General features: G+C 38.8%; 16 protein-coding genes. 7 read left to right on the plus strand and 9 right to left on the minus strand.

Translation table 11 applies throughout. The annotated features are described in order from the left end of the window. Nucleotides 1-134: 134 nt before the first annotated feature. Genes BM015_RS18220 through BM015_RS18235 form a run of 4 tightly spaced genes read left to right on the plus strand, consistent with a single transcriptional unit; the run spans nucleotide 135 to nucleotide 2,814 of the window. On the plus strand, nucleotides 135-503 hold the full coding sequence (locus BM015_RS18220) for a response regulator (protein ID WP_245751485.1): 369 nt from the start codon (nucleotides 135-137) through the stop codon (nucleotides 501-503). A gap of 5 nt (nucleotides 504-508) precedes the next feature. Continuing rightward, nucleotides 509-1,330 carry a CheR family methyltransferase gene (locus BM015_RS18225; protein WP_245751487.1) on the plus strand — a complete coding sequence of 274 codons (822 nt, stop codon included), beginning with the start codon at nucleotides 509-511 and terminating at the stop codon, nucleotides 1,328-1,330. Continuing rightward, complete coding sequence (locus tag BM015_RS18230; RefSeq protein WP_090662174.1) at nucleotides 1,312-1,893, plus strand: chemotaxis protein CheB; 582 nt, start codon at nucleotides 1,312-1,314, stop codon at nucleotides 1,891-1,893. Before BM015_RS18225 ends, BM015_RS18230 begins: the two co-directional genes overlap by 19 nt. 54 nt (nucleotides 1,894-1,947) lie before the next feature. Then, nucleotides 1,948-2,814, plus strand: coding sequence for an NAD(P)-dependent oxidoreductase (locus BM015_RS18235; protein ID WP_143075918.1), 867 nt, complete (start codon nucleotides 1,948-1,950; stop codon nucleotides 2,812-2,814). An 87-nt stretch (nucleotides 2,815-2,901) separates the two neighbouring features. On the opposite strand, the gene BM015_RS18240 is transcribed toward BM015_RS18235, so the two are convergent. The 4 genes from BM015_RS18240 to BM015_RS18255 are packed head-to-tail and all read right to left on the minus strand — an operon-like array spanning nucleotide 2,902 to nucleotide 7,323. After that, a complete protein-coding gene (locus tag BM015_RS18240) occupies nucleotides 2,902-4,179 on the minus strand; it encodes a replication-associated recombination protein A (RefSeq protein WP_090662180.1) in 1,278 nt (425 codons plus the stop codon). Nucleotides 4,180-4,229: 50 nt separating this feature from the next. Next, complete coding sequence (locus tag BM015_RS18245; protein WP_090662183.1) at nucleotides 4,230-4,517, minus strand: hypothetical protein; 288 nt, start codon at nucleotides 4,515-4,517, stop codon at nucleotides 4,230-4,232. Further along, the gene (locus tag BM015_RS18250; RefSeq protein ID WP_090662186.1) at nucleotides 4,507-4,743 is read right to left on the minus strand and encodes a hypothetical protein; all 237 of its coding nucleotides are present in this window, start codon (nucleotides 4,741-4,743) and stop codon (nucleotides 4,507-4,509) included. The genes BM015_RS18245 and BM015_RS18250 overlap by 11 nt, the downstream gene beginning before the upstream one ends. Before the next feature lie 30 nt (nucleotides 4,744-4,773). Continuing rightward, nucleotides 4,774-7,323, minus strand: a complete 2,550-nt coding sequence (locus BM015_RS18255; RefSeq protein WP_090662190.1) for a DUF5686 and carboxypeptidase regulatory-like domain-containing protein — start codon at nucleotides 7,321-7,323, stop codon at nucleotides 4,774-4,776. Between the two features lie 101 nt (nucleotides 7,324-7,424). Here BM015_RS18255 and hutI point away from each other — a divergent pair, with 101 nt between their 5' ends. Both hutI and BM015_RS18265 read left to right on the plus strand, forming a co-directional pair. Then, complete coding sequence (gene hutI, locus BM015_RS18260; RefSeq protein WP_218148549.1) at nucleotides 7,425-8,672, plus strand: imidazolonepropionase; 1,248 nt, start codon at nucleotides 7,425-7,427, stop codon at nucleotides 8,670-8,672. A 247-nt stretch (nucleotides 8,673-8,919) separates the two neighbouring features. Next, on the plus strand, nucleotides 8,920-10,128 hold the full coding sequence (locus tag BM015_RS18265) for a cation:proton antiporter domain-containing protein (RefSeq protein ID WP_090662194.1): 1,209 nt from the start codon (nucleotides 8,920-8,922) through the stop codon (nucleotides 10,126-10,128). A 22-nt stretch (nucleotides 10,129-10,150) separates the two neighbouring features. Here BM015_RS18265 and BM015_RS18270 read toward each other — a convergent pair whose 3' ends face one another. Continuing rightward, the gene (locus BM015_RS18270; protein WP_090662374.1) at nucleotides 10,151-12,181 is read right to left on the minus strand and encodes an alpha-ketoacid dehydrogenase subunit alpha/beta; all 2,031 of its coding nucleotides are present in this window, start codon (nucleotides 12,179-12,181) and stop codon (nucleotides 10,151-10,153) included. Nucleotides 12,182-12,264: 83 nt separating this feature from the next. Here BM015_RS18270 and BM015_RS18275 point away from each other — a divergent pair, with 83 nt between their 5' ends. After that, the gene (locus tag BM015_RS18275) at nucleotides 12,265-12,924 is read left to right on the plus strand and encodes a YggS family pyridoxal phosphate-dependent enzyme (RefSeq protein ID WP_090662197.1); all 660 of its coding nucleotides are present in this window, start codon (nucleotides 12,265-12,267) and stop codon (nucleotides 12,922-12,924) included. A 271-nt stretch (nucleotides 12,925-13,195) separates the two neighbouring features. On the opposite strand, the gene BM015_RS18280 is transcribed toward BM015_RS18275, so the two are convergent. The 4 genes from BM015_RS18280 to gmhA form a co-directional block, all read right to left on the minus strand. Further along, a complete protein-coding gene (locus BM015_RS18280) occupies nucleotides 13,196-14,125 on the minus strand; it encodes a hypothetical protein (protein WP_090662202.1) in 930 nt (309 codons plus the stop codon). A 201-nt stretch (nucleotides 14,126-14,326) separates the two neighbouring features. Next, nucleotides 14,327-14,893 (minus strand): D-glycero-alpha-D-manno-heptose-1,7-bisphosphate 7-phosphatase, encoded by a 567-nt coding sequence (locus BM015_RS18285; RefSeq protein ID WP_090662205.1) that lies wholly within the window; start codon nucleotides 14,891-14,893, stop codon nucleotides 14,327-14,329. A gap of 64 nt (nucleotides 14,894-14,957) precedes the next feature. Then, entirely contained in the window at nucleotides 14,958-15,728 is a 771-nt protein-coding gene (locus tag BM015_RS18290; RefSeq protein ID WP_090662208.1) for a nucleotidyltransferase family protein, read from the minus strand. A 49-nt stretch (nucleotides 15,729-15,777) separates the two neighbouring features. Next, complete coding sequence (gene gmhA / locus BM015_RS18295) at nucleotides 15,778-16,365, minus strand: D-sedoheptulose 7-phosphate isomerase (RefSeq protein ID WP_090662376.1); 588 nt, start codon at nucleotides 16,363-16,365, stop codon at nucleotides 15,778-15,780. Nucleotides 16,366-16,388: the final 23 nt, after the last annotated feature.

Raw genomic sequence — 16,388 nt, forward strand, 5'->3', positions numbered from 1 at the left:
CAATAAGCGATTAAAGATAAGGCTTGCAATATTTAATCAAAGTTTTGTTTAAATAAAACCAATTAAATTCACCATCCTGCACAAAAAATTTCAGGCAACTTCTTATATATTTAATTTTTAAAATTTTAAACGATTTGAAAAAAGTTTTAATAATTGATGATGACTTGCGCAACACATTTGCGCTTTCTGCTGTGCTTAAAGCGAGGGGCTATGCTGTAGCCGTAGCAAATAATATGGTAGAGGCTTTTGCCATGCTTGAAAAACAGGTTAATGAAATTGGCATTATTCTTTTAGATATGATGATGCCCGGCATGGATGGTTACGATGCCATACCTGTATTAAAATCAACAGAGGCTTATAAAAATATTCCTGTTGTTGCAGTTACAGCACAGGCCATGGCGGGCGACCGTGAAAAATGCCTGAATGCAGGCGCCAGTGATTATATACCGAAACCTGTGGATGTGGACTGGCTGGTAAAAATTTTAAATGAAAGCATTAAATAACTAATGTGGAAGCGATACTGGTTAAAGATGAAGAGGTTGAACTGCTGATAAACGAACTGGCGCAGCGTTACGGTTATGATTTCACCAACTATGCAAGGGCTTCACTGCGCAGGCGCATTAACCGGCTTATTACCATTGACCGCATTCCAAGCTTTGCAGAATTAATTTACCGTGTAAAAAATGATGCGGATTATCTTACACATCTTGTTGAAGAGATTACAGTAAATGTTACAGAAATGTTTCGCGATCCTTTTGTGTTTAAGTTAATCCGCGAAAAAGTTTTACCGGTACTTGCCACGCATCCTTTTATAAGGATATGGCACACGGGCTGCGCCACCGGCGAAGAAGTATATTCAATGGCCATATTGCTTGAAGAAGCAAATTTGCTGCGCAAGTCATTAATTTATGCAACAGATTTAAATCCATCTGTGATTGAAAATATACAAAGAGGAATTTTTCCTTTAAACCGCATGCAACAGTATTCTGAAAATTATGTGTTGTCTGGCGGCAAAAAAGATTTTTCTTCTTTTTATACAGCACAATATGGCTTCGCTAAATTTAACCAGAAGCTTAAAGACAAAATGATAACCGCTACACATAACCTTGTTTCAGACAGGTCGTTTAATGAGTTCCAGGTAATATTTTGCCGCAACGTGCTCATTTATTTTGATAAAGTTTTGCAGGATAAAGTTTTAAAACTTTTTGATGACAGTCTTGAAAAACTTGGCTTTCTTATTCTTGGTTCAAAAGAAAGTTTGCGGTTTTCGCCGATAGCTAAAAAATTTGTGCAGGTGGAGAAAGAAAAGATATGGCGCAAGATAGAGTAATAAAATATAAATTAATTGCAGTTGGAGGTTCAGCAGGCAGCCTTGAAGTTATCTTAAAAATAGTGGGCGTTTTGCCTTTGAATGAAGATGTGGCCTTGCTGATAATCGTTCATCGCAAAAACGACGGGGAGTCTATACTGGCCGATCTTATTTCAACCAGGACAAAGTTTGTTGTTAAGGAAATAGAAGATAAGGAAACCATTTTGTCAGGCCATGTTTATATAGCGCCTGCCGATTATCATGTATTGTTTGAAAACGAAAAAATGTTTTCACTCGATTCTTCTGAAAAGGTTAATCACAGCCGCCCGAGCATTGATGTAAGTTTTGAATCACTTGCCGAAGTTTTTGGCGAAAATGCAATTGCTATTTTATTGTCCGGCGCAAATGCAGACGGCGCACATGGCATCAGTAAAATAAAACAGGCCGGCGGTTTTACTATTGTGCAGGACCCGGAATCAGCAGAGGTGGATTTTATGCCGCAGCAGGCATTGGAACAAATGAAGCCTGATAAAATTTTAAACAGTGCGGAGATTGCAGGGTTCCTGCAACAATTGTTTCAGTAAAAGAGATTGCATTACGGAAATTCAATTCACACAATTTTTAAAACAGAGATATTTATGAACATAGGTTTTATCGGTTTAGGCCATCTCGGCACGCCTATAGCAGAAAACCTGCTTGAGCATCATACAGGCATGATGGTATATAACCGCACCATTTCAAAAGCAAAGTTGCTGGAAGAAAAAGGCGCCGTTGTTTGCGAAAGCGTTAAGCAGTTGGCATCTGCATGCGACATTATTTTCACCATTGTTTCAAACGATGATGCGCTAAAACAAATCACCGACTGGGAAGATGGCATTGCTGCCAATTTAAAACCAGGCGGCATTCATATTTCCATGAGCACCGTTTTGCCCGTAACAAGCAATGAGTTGTTTAAGCTTCACCAGCAATATGAAAACCATTATATAGCATGTCCTGTTTCAGGCCGGCCTGATGCTGCAAGGAATAAGCAGCTAAATTTTATCGTTTCCGGAAGTAATGAAATTATTAATACGATAAAGCCATTATTGACTAATGCAGGCGCTGCTGCTATATGGGAATTTGGCGCAGAACCAGGTGCTTCCAACGTGGCAAAACTTTGCACAAATTACCTGATATTGGGCGCTATTCAATCTATAAGCGAAGGCATAAACCTCGCCAGGAAAAGCGGCATTGATGAAGCTGCGTGGATGAACATGATGACCGCTACGCTTTTTAATTGCGGTATCTATAAAAGTTATGGCGATATTATATTGAAAGATACTTTTCATCCCGTTGCATTCACGCTTGAACTGGGTTTAAAAGATGCAACACTTATTAATCAACAGGCAGAAACAGCAGGTGCATCTATGCCTTTGGCAGCATTGATTAAAAATGAATTTGAAGAATTATTAAAAGGTGGCTTCGGTGATTTTGACTGGAGCGCACTGGCCTTAAGTGTAAAATAGTATTTTGTCATCAAACGCAAAGCATTATTGCCACAGATGCACAGATGTTATTTGTGCATCTGTGGCTTATAACTAATTCAAACAATCCTAATAATCATACTTGTTTTTCCATTTACTTTTTAAATATTTCCGCAGTTCTTCTTCCCTTGCATTCTGGCCAGGTTCAAAAAATTTTGAACCTGCAATTTCTTTTGGCAAATATTCCTGTTCTTCAAAATTGCCTTCATAAGAATGGCTGTATTTATAGCCCTTGCCATAATTCATGTCTTTCATTAAACGGGTGGGCGCATTGCGAATGTGCAAAGGCACCGATAAATCGCCATACTGTTTTACAGCAGATGATGCTGCGCCAATGGCAGTTGTAGCCGAATTGCTTTTGGGGGATGAAGCGAGGTAAATAGTGCACTGCGATAAAATAAGCTGAGACTCAGGCCAGCCTATTTTATTCACGGCATCAAAAGTGGCGTTGGCTAACAACAGTGCATTGGGATTGGCATTGCCAATATCTTCACTGGCGAGTATTAATAACCTTCTTGCAATAAATTTTACATCTTCTCCCCCTTCAATCATTCGTGCCAGCCAATACACGGCTGCATTGGGATCGCTGCCGCGAATACTTTTAATAAAAGCTGAAATAATATCATAATGTTGTTCGCCCTGTTTATCATATAACGCAATACGTTTTTGGGCAACGTTCATTACTAATTCATCAGTAATAACAACCTCGCCTCCTGCTCCCTTCAAAGAAGAGGGAGCTTTGGCCGTTACAACCAGTTCAAAAAGATTCAATAATTTTCTTGCATCGCCGCCGCTTATATTTATTAATGCTGCCGTTTCTTTCAGATCAATTTTATATTGCTTTAATACTTCATCTTTTTCCGTGGCATTATGTAAAAGATGAACTAAATCTTTTTCATCCAGCGGTTTTAAAACATATACCTGGCAACGGCTTAACAAAGCTGATATAACTTCAAACGATGGATTTTCGGTAGTAGCACCGATTAATGTAATGATACCTTTTTCAACTGCTCCCAATAAAGCATCCTGCTGGCTTTTATTAAAGCGGTGAATTTCATCTATGAATAAAATTGCATTGATTTCCTGCCTGGCTTTTTCAATTACTTCACGCACATCTTTTACACCGCTGCTAATGGCGCTTAACTGGTGAAATGGAAGGTTTAAGGTATGTGCAATTATATTGGCAATAGTGGTTTTACCGCTTCCGGGCGGGCCCCAGAATATCATGGAAGGGATGTTATTATTTTCGATGGCTGTGCGCAATATGCTGCCTTTGCCAACAAGGTGTTGCTGCCCTGCAAGGTCTTCCAGTTTTGTTGGCCGCATACGTTCAGATAGAGGAGCCATAATTATTTACGATTTACAATTGTTGATTTACGATTTTGCGAAGTTGTTGATTAATCGCTTATGCGTGATTTATGTAATAAAGCTTCTATTAAAACAGAATCTTCATAAACGGAAAATGCAACTATCCACTCATTAAAATAAATGCAACGCAAGTTTAGCTGCTGAAATGCTATGTTGTTACAAAGTTTTATCTGTGATGCAGATTTTAATTTTCTTTCGAGAAACTTCTCAAAGCGGCTCAACCATCTTAAGCCTGCGCCTTGTGTATTCTTCGATTCTATGTAATTAACAAGTTGGATTAATGCGTAAAATGCGTCTGTGGTATAATTAATCTGCATTGTAAATATTGCTGATCATTTCATGCGCATTCTTCATCGAAATAACACCACTTTTCCTGCTGCTTTCAATGAGTGTTGTTATTTGTTGTTGGGTAAGTGGCTTGCCCGGAAGTATATAATGATCTTCACCTTCATCAACCAATGACAATTTAAGGTTGTTTTCCCTGGCAAATTCCATTAACTTATTTACGTCATTATAATTTGTTTCTTCTAATTGTAAAAGCATACAGTAAAGTTATGAAATATGATAAAATCATCAGTTCAATCTTATCTTCCCTCCTAACAACCCACCCAAACCTATACGCACGGCAACCTGGCCGTTTTTACCATTAAGATAAGAACCAACAACGTCCACACGAAAGAGTTTGAATATATTTTCAAGGCCGCCGAATATTTCAACATAATTATTATTACCGTTTACATAAAACGCATTGGTGCCCGCAACAAGGTTCCAGTTCAATCTTTTAAATAACGGGATTTTATTCGTTAGCAAACCATTGAAATGATGCTCGGCATGCAGCGTTGTATAAAATGCAGCGGTGGTGCTGTTGGCATAATATGGCGCTATCTGGAAACTGTATAAATAGCGGCTGGCAAATATGAGCTGGTTGCCGTTGAAGTGCCTGTAATCCTGTATAAAAACAGATTTATCATTTAAAAATCCGCCAATATCAATGCGGTAATTCAACTGGCCTGCCAGCTTAAAATTCATATCATCAGTTACAGAAAAATTCCATTTGTCAAAATCAGCATCACTGCCAAAAATTTTATTGAACCCTTTTTGATAAGATAGCGTAAACGTTGGATATTTTGAGCCAAGCGGCACGCGGTAATTGGGAAACTGCACATATTTCTGCCCCGGCTGATACGATAAACTTATACCTGCAATTACAGCCTGGTGCCTTATAAACTGGCTGTCCATTTTTTCATAAGGATAATTAGGTGTAAGCTTTTTGTTATCATATTTTATAATGGAAAAATCGGTTGTATTATCAAGCGGCATGCGGTCTTCATACAACAAATTCGCCGCATATTTTAATCCTGATTGTGAAGTGCCGTAATAATCAAACTGCAAAAATTTATTCTCATAAATTTTCATGTAATTATGATTAAAGAACAACGTATAAATGCTGTTGAATAACGGGGATATAGGGTTGCCTTTATTAAACTGGCTGATGCGCCTGCCGCCGCTTAATGAAAAATTGTTTGAACGGAATGAAGAGGTATTATCATCGGCATCATTACTTATGCCGCGCCAGTTGGAACGGTTGTGATAATTAAGCGTTGCATAAGCATTAAAATGTTCGTTGCTGAACCCATAGCGCACATGAGGCGTAAAACTCAATTCGCGATTTATGGATGGAAAGCCGCGGCTGAATGTGGCTTCACCATTCAACACTAAACCTTCAACCGTATTATATTGTACCTGTTTTAACAATGGTTGCCATTGAATGGTTGTATAGTTTTCCGGATTATAATTAGAGCGTGTAAAGCCATTCCACAAAACATTCATCACACTTATTTTTCCCTGCATGCGGCGCAGTGAATCACGGTATCGTTTAGTAAAAGAAGAATCGCGCTGGTAGCGGTAAATACTGTCTTTAACCTTATAATCTTTTATCTCTTCCTGCTCAAGCGGAACGGGGCGCACAGAATCCCAGTAGGCAGCAGTTTTCTTATTCACACCTGTATCAAACTGCATGATGATGTTGTTAAAAAACTTCTTTTTAAATGCCGGTGTAACATCGTAATTGTTGTATACATTCAAAAAGTTGCCAACCGCATCAATACCAAATTTGTTGAAAGTAAAATACAATACCTGGTTTTTGGTGCGCCATACATTTTTAGTTACAGGAAAATGTATCTGCGTTATTTTAACGGTATCCAATATTTCAAGCTGCGATTCTTTGGTAAGCATTAAATCAACGCTGTAAATGCGCCAGTCGCCTTCTGTTATTTCAATCGTACCGGAAAACAAAGGCTCATACTTTCTGCGCGGAATAACCTGTATGCGGTTTATCTCACGGCCATCTTCAAAAAAAGAACCGAGAAAATGATATTTATAAAAATTCAAAGCGCCATCGGCAATAGGGCATACATAACCACGCGGTGCAAACTGGCCGCCCATTATCTGCACATTATTGGTATAAAAATCTATGAATGTGGGTATGGTAAATCCAAAACCATTGGAGCCACTTTCCCGTCCTGAAAGCACTTCCAGTTTAATTTTATCGGGCTTCTTAAAAGCAATTTTGGTGAGTGATTCTGATAAGTAGATCACGCCTTTACCGGCAGAATCAACACCCATTTGTTTCCAGTCTGCGCTGTCAATTTTTTGCCCGAAAACTTTACGCGGCAACGCCCTTGTTTTAATCAATGTTTTTATATAAGCCTCGCAGGTAAATGAATCCAATGCATCATGATAAGCCTGCCGTTTTTTGATGGCATTGCGAATAATAGCATACGCGGGGTCTTCACCGTTGGAAGAAACCACCACATCTTTTAACTGCAATTGCGACGGCTTTAATTCAAAATCAAGCTGCATGCCTGTACCGGTTATATGCACTTTCTTTTCCTGCCTGGCAAAACCAACATATTGCACAATAATGGTGTAATCACCGGGGGCCAGTTCAAGCGAATAGTATCCCTGCTGGTTGGCTGTAGTGCCGCTGCCTTTTTCTTTTATAGAGACAGAAGCATAAGGCAATGCATTGCCTTTATCATCTTTAATAGTTCCGGTAATTCTTGCTGCAAAAGCAGTTGTTGAAAAAAATATAAATAAGAGGGGTAAAATTTTTTGCATCATAATTAGTGTAACGAAACTAAAAATTCAGGCAGTCTTTAATTAATCGTTCATCAAGATTAACATATAATTTCAGCCTATAAACCTTTTAGATAGATTTGTGTATGCAGATGCTTATAAAAAATATTGCCTGTCTTGTAAATGTGCGTGAGGAAAATAGTTTGCTTCGCGGCAAAGATTTATCCATCCTTCCCTGCATAAAAAACGCTTATTTAATTGTTGAAGAAGGAAAGATAAAAGGTTATGGGGAAATGGAACACTTGCTGCCTTCACTCACCATTCACAACTCACAGCTCACAACAATAGATGCCCGCGGCGCTTACATACTTCCCTGCTGGTGCGACAGCCATACGCACCTGGTTTTTGCGGCCAGCCGTGAAGAAGAATTTATTGATAAAATAAAAGGATTGAGTTATGCCGATATTGCTGCAAAAGGCGGCGGCATTTTAAACTCTGCCAATAAGTTAAGCAGTATGAGCGAAGACGCTTTATTTGATGCGGCTTTGCAAAGATTGCATGAAGTAATAGCGCTTGGCACCGGCGCTATTGAAATAAAAAGCGGTTATGGTTTAAGCGTTGAAGCAGAATTGAAAATGCTGCGTGTTATTCAGCGGTTGAAAGCGCTTGATTTAATTCCGGTTAAAGCCAGCTTTTTAGGGGCGCATGCTTATCCGTTGGAATACAAAAACAACCATGAAGGATATATAAAGCTGATCATTGATGAAATGCTGCCCAATATTGCCAAAGAAAACCTTGCAGATTTTATAGATGTATTTTGTGAACAGGGATTTTTTTCGGCAGAAGAAACAAAACGTATTTGTGAAGCGGGTATGAAATATGGCTTGCGCCCTAAACTTCATGTGAACCAGTTAAGCAGTATTGGCGGCATAGAAACTGCTATTGAAGTAAATGCTGTAAGCGCTGATCATCTTGAAACGATGCATGAAGAAGACATAACACGGCTTTCAAAGAGTGCAACCATTGGCACGATGCTGCCAACGGCCGCTTATTTTTTAAGGATGCCATTCCCGCCTGCCCGCAAATTAATTGAAAGCGGCGCTGCCGTTGCTTTAGCTTCAGATTATAACCCGGGCTCATCACCTTCCGGCAATATGAATATGGTGGTTTCTATGGCCTGTATTCAAATGCGCATGCTGCCCGAAGAAACCGTGAATGCCGCTACTATTAACGGCGCCCATGCCATGCAGTTGCAGCATGAAACGGGAAGCATAACCATTGGCAAAAATGCCAATCTTATATTCACCAAAACAATTCCTTCGCTGGCTTACCTGATGTATTCTTTTGGCAACAACCTTATTGATAAAGTAATGATAAACGGCCGGTTTATTTAGCTGCTGTATGTATGGATTTTTAGCCACAGGCGTGCAGGCTTTTTATCTATGCATCTGTGGCCATACAAAATTCACCAAACCGGGAACTGATACTTAAATTTTATTAACTCAAACATCTCTTAAAAAACTGACTGCCCTGGAATTTTAAAAAATAACGCAGACTATTTTTTAAATGATTTATTTATGCTTTCTTTAAATTTTGTTTTCATAAAAAAATACAATTGCAATTATTGAGTAAATCAACAGTATGACGAATTTTTCTCCTGAATGGGTTTTGATTTTATTGAGCGGTGTAATTGTTGTTTCGTACCTGTTTTCAATTATCTCGAATTATATAAAAGTGCCTTCGGTATTGCTATTACTTGCGGCGGGCATTGCACTGCGTTCAATTGCCAATGCAAACGGATGGCAATTACCTGTTGCAGATAATACGGTTGAATACTTTGGATCCGTTGGTTTGATTATGATTGTGCTGGAAGCCGGGCTTGACCTGAAGCTCGGGCGTAATAAAGTAAGGCTGATCAGCAGGTCATTTTTCGCGGCCTTTTTTATATTGATACTTTCTATAACAGCCATAAGCGCAGCCTTATATTTTTTATTGCACCAGGACGTCCGGGATTGTATTGTTTATGCTATTCCGCTTTCAGTAATGAGCAGTTCAATCGTAATTCCAAGCCTGCATCATTTATCAGAAAAGAAAAAAGAATTTCTTGTATATGAAGCTTCTTTTTCCGACATACTTGGCATTATTCTATTCAATTATTTTACGGCAAGGGAAATTTTTTCAGTACTTGCCATAAGCACTTTCTTTTTAGGCATAGCCATCGCCATTATTCTTTCAGTAGTTTTTTCTGTGCTGCTGTTTATCATTCTTGCCAAATCAAAAATGAACGTTAAGTTCTTCCTGGTGTTTGCCGTGCTGATTATTTTATATGAAGGTGGCAAACTGTTAAACCTTCCATCGCTGATTATCATACTTCTTTTCGGGCTGTTAATGAACAACTGGCACCTGGTAAAAATTCCAAAAATAAGAGGCTTGTTTTCGGAAGAAAAAGCATCGGAAGCCACGCATTTGCTGCATTCCATTACAGCAGAAAGCTCTTTCCTGATACGCACTTTTTTCTTTTTATTATTTGGATATTCCATCAATATACAAGCAATAGCTTCAACAGAAATTATATTGGTGGGCAGTATAATTGTACTTATCCTATTAATAATACGTTACATATACCTGCGTGATTTTTTAAGGGAAAGCGTTTATCCCGAAGTGTTTTTTATTCCGCGTGGATTAATAACTATCGTATTATTTTATAAGATACCCGAATCATATCACCCTGAGAAGTTACAGGCCGGCATTTTATTTTTTGTGGTGATCGTAACCAGTTTTATTATGATGATGGGCACAATATTTTATAAGAAAAAGGACATTGTTGCAGATGATTTTATAGAAAATTAAGTTGGCTTATTAATTAGCGCAGCTAATAGTTTATCAGTTTTTGTACACACGCATCCAGCCTGGTTTTAGCCAAAAAGTTTTTTTCCAGTTCAATATTAAAAGGCACAGGCGTATCCAGCGATGCACAACGCACAACAGGCGCATCCAGCATTTCAAAACAATGTTCACTTATCCATGCGGCAATCTCGCCGCCAATGCCGCCGGTTAAGGTATCTTCATGCAATACCAAAACCTTACCCGTGCGCTGAACACTTCTTTTTACAGCATCATAATCTAAAGGCAATAAGGTTCTTAAATCGGTTATATCTATTGAAATATCTTTATGCAAATTGGCATATTCAAGCGCCCAATGCACACCGGCGCCATACGTTATAACAGATATATCTTCACCATATTGAACCACTTTGGCTTTACCAATTTCTATTTCATAATAATCATCAGGCACGTTGCCGCTTATGCTTCTGTATAAGGCCTTATGTTCGAAATATAAAACAGGGTTGGGATCATTAATGGCAGCAATCAGCAAGCTTTTTGCATCAACAGGCGTTGAAGGATACACAACTTTTAAACCTGGCGTATGCACAAACCAGGCTTCATTGCTCTGCGAATGAAAAGGCCCGGCGCCTACACCGGCGCCTGTTGGCATGCGTATAACAACATCAGCATGTTGTTCCCATCGGTAATGGATTTTTGCAAGGTTGTTTACAATCTGGTTAAACCCAACACTTACAAAATCAGCAAACTGCATTTCCATCATTACTTTAAAACCTTCTATACTTAAACCAAGCGCAGCACCTACAATTGCGCTTTCGCATAAAGGCGTATTGCGCACACGCTCTTTACCAAACATATCAACAAAGCCTTCCGTAATTTTAAAAGCGCCGCCATATTCAGCAATATCCTGGCCCATTAAAATAAGATTGGGATGGTGCCGCATGCTTTGCTTTAACCCATCGCTGATGGCATTGATGAAACGAGCCTCCCCCCAATCCCCTCCGGTGGAGGAGGAGCTAAAACCCGGATCACTGTTATCAATACGTTTTACTGTTGACCGTTGACTATTGACTATTGACTGCCGGGCATATACATCTTTTAATTCATTTGCCGTATTCACAACAATTGATGGCGCTGCAAAACCAATTGCCAGCTCCTCTTCTATATAATGTTTTATTTCATCTTTTATAAATTGAATTGATTCATTTGTCAACACAGCTTCGTTCAGCAAATAGTTTTCATAATTAATTACAGGGTCTTTTGTTTTCCATTCTTCAAACAAATGCGGCGGCACATATTTGGTACCACTGGCTTCTTCATGCCCGCGCATACGGAAAGTTTTGCATTCGATTAAATAAGGCTTCTGCTGTTGAATGCAATAATCACGCACACCTTTAATAGTATCATAAACCGTTAAGATATTATTGCCATCAATCAATACACCTTCCATGCCGTAACCTTTGGCACGATCCACCAAATTTTCGCAGCGGAATTGTTCATTGGCTGGCGTGCTTAAGCCATAACCATTATTTTCAATTAAAAATATTACCGGCAGGTTCCATACTGCCGCAACATTTAATGCTTCATGAAAATCACCCTCGCTTGTGCCGCCTTCGCCCGTAAATGCCAGCGATAATTTTTGTTCTCTTTTTAATTTATGGGCCAATGCAATTCCATCTGCAATGGCAAGCTGCGGGCCAAGATGGGAGATCATGCCACAGATATAATGCTGCTTGCTGCCAAAATGAAAACTGCGTTCCCGCCCATTGCTATAACCATCTGCACTGCCCTGCCATTGCTTGAACAATTGGTGTAATGGCATATTACGCGTTGTGAAAACACCAAGATTGCGGTGCAGTGGCATTATCCATTCATCTTCATTCAATGCTAATGCAGCACCTACGGCAATTGCCTCCTGCCCTATCCCGCTAAACCATTTTGAAATTTTTCCCTGCCGCAATAACACCAGCATTTTTTCTTCGATCATGCGGGGCAGCAATATTTTTTTATAGAAATCAACAAGCTGTTCGTTTGATAAACTATTACGGCGAAACTGCATCATGGCTACGAAGTTAAGTTTGTGTTTTAAGTTTGCACATCAATTTTTAATGAATATTCGCAGGCATTTTTTAAATCAGACAGATGAACATTGAAGCTTATAATAAATTAGTGCAGGAATGTAAACAGCACCACGTAACGCTTGTTGCCGTAAGCAAAACAAAACCGGTTGAAGATATACTTGCTTTGTACAATTTGGGGCAAAGGGATTTTGGCGAAAACTATGTGCAGGAGTTTGTTGAAAAACAGCAACAGTTACCAAAAGATATTCGCTGGCATTTTATCGGCCATCTTCAAACCAATAAAGTAAAGCAGGTTGTTGGCATCACTGAACTGATTCATGGTGTTGACAGCTTTAAGTTGCTGAAAGAAATTAATAAACAATCGGCTAAAATAAATATAACAACAAACTGTTTGCTGCAAATACATATTGCACAGGAAGAAACCAAGTTTGGCCTGGATGAGGAAGAAGCCAATGCGCTAATGCTGGAATTTGAAAATTTAAAAATGAAAAACGTAAATATTGCTGGCTTAATGGGCATGGCAAGTTTTACAAACGATGAAAATCAAATTAGAAAAGAATTTCAATATTTAAAATCACTCCAGGCAAAGCTGTCAACTGCCAACCGTCAACTGTCAACACTTTCAATGGGCATGACGGCAGATTATACAATTGCCATTGAAGAAGGCAGCACGATGATACGTGTGGGAAGTTTGATATTTGGCGAGAGGAAAGCTTCCTAAATGCCAATGTCGTTTAGCTAAGAAAAATATTCAATATCCAACAAAACAATACACAATATTCAATAATAATAATACTTCTGCAAATTGAATATTGAGTATTGATGATTGCTTATTCAAAAAGAGGCATAAATAATATGATCAGAATATGCTAATTAAATCAAAGCAATTTTTACTGTAGCCTGTTGCTGCCATCTATTCTTCAGTACAAGGGCGCAAGCAACGATGAGCAAAGTTGTTTTGCATGCAACCAAATTAGCAATCAAAAGATAACTTAATTTTTTTCTTTCAGCGGCTTCATGCTGCTGCCTTCTTTATCATATATAGGTTCCGGCATTGGCGCTTCACCATCTTTTAAAGACTGGTTAAACAGTTTTGGAACATGTACCCATTTACCATTCTGCCATTTAAATGCTTCATAATCGCCATCGGGAATAAGTGTGAATTTTTTTTGCGGCTGGTTGCTTTCACTGATCAAATGATCAAATACAACCAAATCCAGTTCAGGGTCATACACAAGCCTTGCCCGCGCATCTTTCTGGTATTCGAGCAGGAAACGGTCAACAGGTTGCGGCGCTTTCAATTCATCATCTTTATAAGTAAAATAATGGCCGCCGAAAACCGGCTCGCCTGCTGCATTAAAAGTTAATACTTCAAGCCATTTGCGTGTGCTCGCCATGTCGTTATCATCATAACCAAACAGCGTGTAATATTTTTTGCCTTTGAAATCTTTTTCTATGATATTATAATAAATAGCGCCAATCCAGTTTTTGTTTGTGCGGATTGAATCAGTTGGCACGGAAGCATAATCAGACACATCAAACAAAGGAAATAATTTAAGCGAGCCATCTTTTGTCCTCATTTGAATGGCGCCTTCCTGGCGATAATAACTTTCATCGCGCTGTAACTGCCAGGTAAAAATTCTGAAGCTGCTGTCCGGCGCATATAAACGCGATATTGTGATTAATGAATCAAAAGGATATTGAAATGAATGCGATGTTTTTAATGCTGCTACAAACCGGCGAATAAAAATACTGTCGAAATAAAACCTGTTTTCAGCTACGGAATCATATATCATGCACTTTGCATAAAACGCAAGACTGTCTTCCTGCTTTTGCATGAAACTAATATCTTTTGCATTTACCTGGGCTTTAACGATTGTACCTGTAAAGCAAAAAAGAAAAATTAAAATATAACGGAACATGGTTACGAAAATACAATCATCATAACGGTTAAGCTGATGAGTATGGTATGTGGCTTAAAATTTAGTTTTTTGTTAATTCGGATAAATGTTGTGTTGCGGGGATTTGCCACAGATGCACAGATAAAAATTGTTAGCTGCATCATTAATAAAAATCCGTGCATCTGTGACTGATAAATATCTTATATAACCCGCAACATTTTCTTAAATCAGCGGCATTGAATGTGGAAAGGCCAGCGCAAAATCGAGCAGGGAATTAAAACGCAGATCAATTAGTTCATTGGGGAAAAGAATATCCGGTTCTGTTGATGGAATAAACACAGAATACATGCCGGCATTGCGTGCAAAACGCATGTCGCTTAAAGTGTTGCCCACCATAATGCTTTTGGAAAAATCAATCTGCGGAAAATCTTTCTTTGCCTGCAAAGCCATACCAGGATTGGGTTTGCGGTTGGGGCTGTCATCATTCATATCTGCACAATAATATATTTTATCAATGCGGCCATAATGATTATGCAATTCTTCCGTCATGTAAGCATGAATGCTGTGCAAATCTTCCAGCGTCATTAATTGTTTGGCTATACTGCGCTGGTTGGTGGCCACAAGCATTAAACCAAAAATACCTGATAAGATCTTTATCGCTTCCTGCGCACCTTCCGAAAAAATAAACCCGTCAACACTTAAAACATAATCTCCTTTTTTTTCAACATTAATAACGCCATCGCGGTCGAGAAAAAGTGTCCAGCTTTTATCAATCTTATTTAAATCCATATTTAATATTCAAAATTCACGGGTTCACAAGCTTTTCCCAATTCTTTGCTTATTAGCCAATCAACTATTCAACCCAATCAACCCCCTTCACAAGTTCTTTTTGCACGCGTTCATAATCTTCAGGAATGCCTATGTCTATAAAATACCCATCCTGCTCCAGGCCATACATTGTATGTTCTTTATAAAACTTTTCAAGATAACCTGTTTCAAAAGAAAATTTTTCAGGCAATTGCCTGCTTAAAAAATTTTCAACATTCAGCATATATAAACCGCCATTTATTAAACCGTTTTTATAATATTTCTTTTCACAGAAATTTTTAACAGAACCGTTTTCATTCAGCTCAACAACACCATAACGGCTGAAGTTTATCATTGGTTTTAAAGCCAATGTACACTCCGCTTCTTTTTGCAAATGAAATTTATTTAAAGCAGGCAGGCTGGCTTTAAATAATGTATCGCCATTGGTTACAAAAACATTTTTACTGTTTACTTTTTCACATGCTTTTTTAATAGCGCCGCCCGTGCCGAGGGGTTCTTTTTCTATTGAATAGTGAAATGTGAATGATGAGTTGTGAGTTATAAGTTGCTCCAGATATGCGATGATGACCTCATGCTTATAACCTAATGAAAAAATAAATTGAGTAATATTTTGCTGTTGAAAATAATCAATTACATAGTTCAAAAATGGTTTACCGTTTACGGGCGCCATGCATTTTGGCAAATCCGATACCACGCTGCGCAACCTTGTGCCTAAACCACCGGCGAGAATGATAAGAGAACCCGTGCCTCCATCCGCTAAAGGGGAATTCTTAGCAGCGTAAATATTTTTATCCATTTTTTTATAAACGTATTTGGTTGTTTATGCGAGCTCAAAATAACTCCCTTCAGGGCCGGGGCCCCGGGAATAATTTTTCTTCCACCAACTGGCAAATAATATGGCCTATTAAAATGTGGCTTTCCTGTATGCGCGGCGTATCAGTTGAAGGCACATTAAAAAGATAGTCGCTCACATCCTTCATTTTGCCGCCTGTTGCGCCTGTGAAACCAACAGTTATAACGCCCTTTTCCCTGGCCTTCTCGAAGGCTTTTACAATGTTGCCTGAATTGCCGGAAGTGCTCAATCCTATCAGCACATCACCATTCATTCCCAAACCATCAATAAGCCGGGCATAAACAACATCAAAACTATAATCATTGGCAACAGCCGTTAAATAGGAAGTATTACAATGCAAGGCCTCAGCGGGAAGCGCTTTCCTGTCTTTATAAAAGCGGCCTGAAAATTCTGCTGCAAGATGCTGCGCATCTGCAGCACTGCCGCCGTTTCCGCAAAATAAAACTTTGTTGCCCTGCTTAAAAGCATCTGCAATTACATCAACAACAGTTTGCATTTTCTGTATAAATGCTTCATCATTTAATATCTGCTGTTTTGTTTGTATAGATGCTGAAATAATATCCTTTATTGTATTGTTCATAAGAAAGCTTTTTATAGAAAACA

Source organism: Parafilimonas terrae (assembly GCF_900115755.1).
Lineage (GTDB): Bacteria > Bacteroidota > Bacteroidia > Chitinophagales > Chitinophagaceae > Parafilimonas > Parafilimonas terrae.

What these genes read in the sequence shown, in the direction of transcription:
- BM015_RS18230 (WP_090662174.1), top strand. Translation starts at nt 1,312, where the DNA reads ATGGCGCAAGATAGAGTAATAAAATATAAATTAATTGCAGTTGGAGGT.
- BM015_RS18235 (WP_143075918.1), top strand. Translation starts at nt 1,948, where the DNA reads ATGAACATAGGTTTTATCGGTTTAGGCCATCTCGGCACGCCTATAGCA.
- BM015_RS18240 (WP_090662180.1), bottom strand. Translation starts at nt 4,179, where the DNA reads ATGGCTCCTCTATCTGAACGTATGCGGCCAACAAAACTGGAAGACCTT.
- BM015_RS18245 (WP_090662183.1), bottom strand. Translation starts at nt 4,517, where the DNA reads ATGCAGATTAATTATACCACAGACGCATTTTACGCATTAATCCAACTT.
- BM015_RS18250 (WP_090662186.1), bottom strand. Translation starts at nt 4,743, where the DNA reads ATGCTTTTACAATTAGAAGAAACAAATTATAATGACGTAAATAAGTTA.
- BM015_RS18255 (WP_090662190.1), bottom strand. Translation starts at nt 7,323, where the DNA reads ATGATGCAAAAAATTTTACCCCTCTTATTTATATTTTTTTCAACAACT.
- hutI (WP_218148549.1), top strand. Translation starts at nt 7,425, where the DNA reads ATGCAGATGCTTATAAAAAATATTGCCTGTCTTGTAAATGTGCGTGAG.
- BM015_RS18265 (WP_090662194.1), top strand. Translation starts at nt 8,920, where the DNA reads ATGACGAATTTTTCTCCTGAATGGGTTTTGATTTTATTGAGCGGTGTA.
- BM015_RS18270 (WP_090662374.1), bottom strand. Translation starts at nt 12,181, where the DNA reads ATGCAGTTTCGCCGTAATAGTTTATCAAACGAACAGCTTGTTGATTTC.
- BM015_RS18275 (WP_090662197.1), top strand. Translation starts at nt 12,265, where the DNA reads ATGAACATTGAAGCTTATAATAAATTAGTGCAGGAATGTAAACAGCAC.
- BM015_RS18280 (WP_090662202.1), bottom strand. Translation starts at nt 14,125, where the DNA reads ATGTTCCGTTATATTTTAATTTTTCTTTTTTGCTTTACAGGTACAATC.
- BM015_RS18285 (WP_090662205.1), bottom strand. Translation starts at nt 14,893, where the DNA reads ATGGATTTAAATAAGATTGATAAAAGCTGGACACTTTTTCTCGACCGC.
- BM015_RS18290 (WP_090662208.1), bottom strand. Translation starts at nt 15,728, where the DNA reads ATGGATAAAAATATTTACGCTGCTAAGAATTCCCCTTTAGCGGATGGA.
- gmhA (WP_090662376.1), bottom strand. Translation starts at nt 16,365, where the DNA reads ATGAACAATACAATAAAGGATATTATTTCAGCATCTATACAAACAAAA.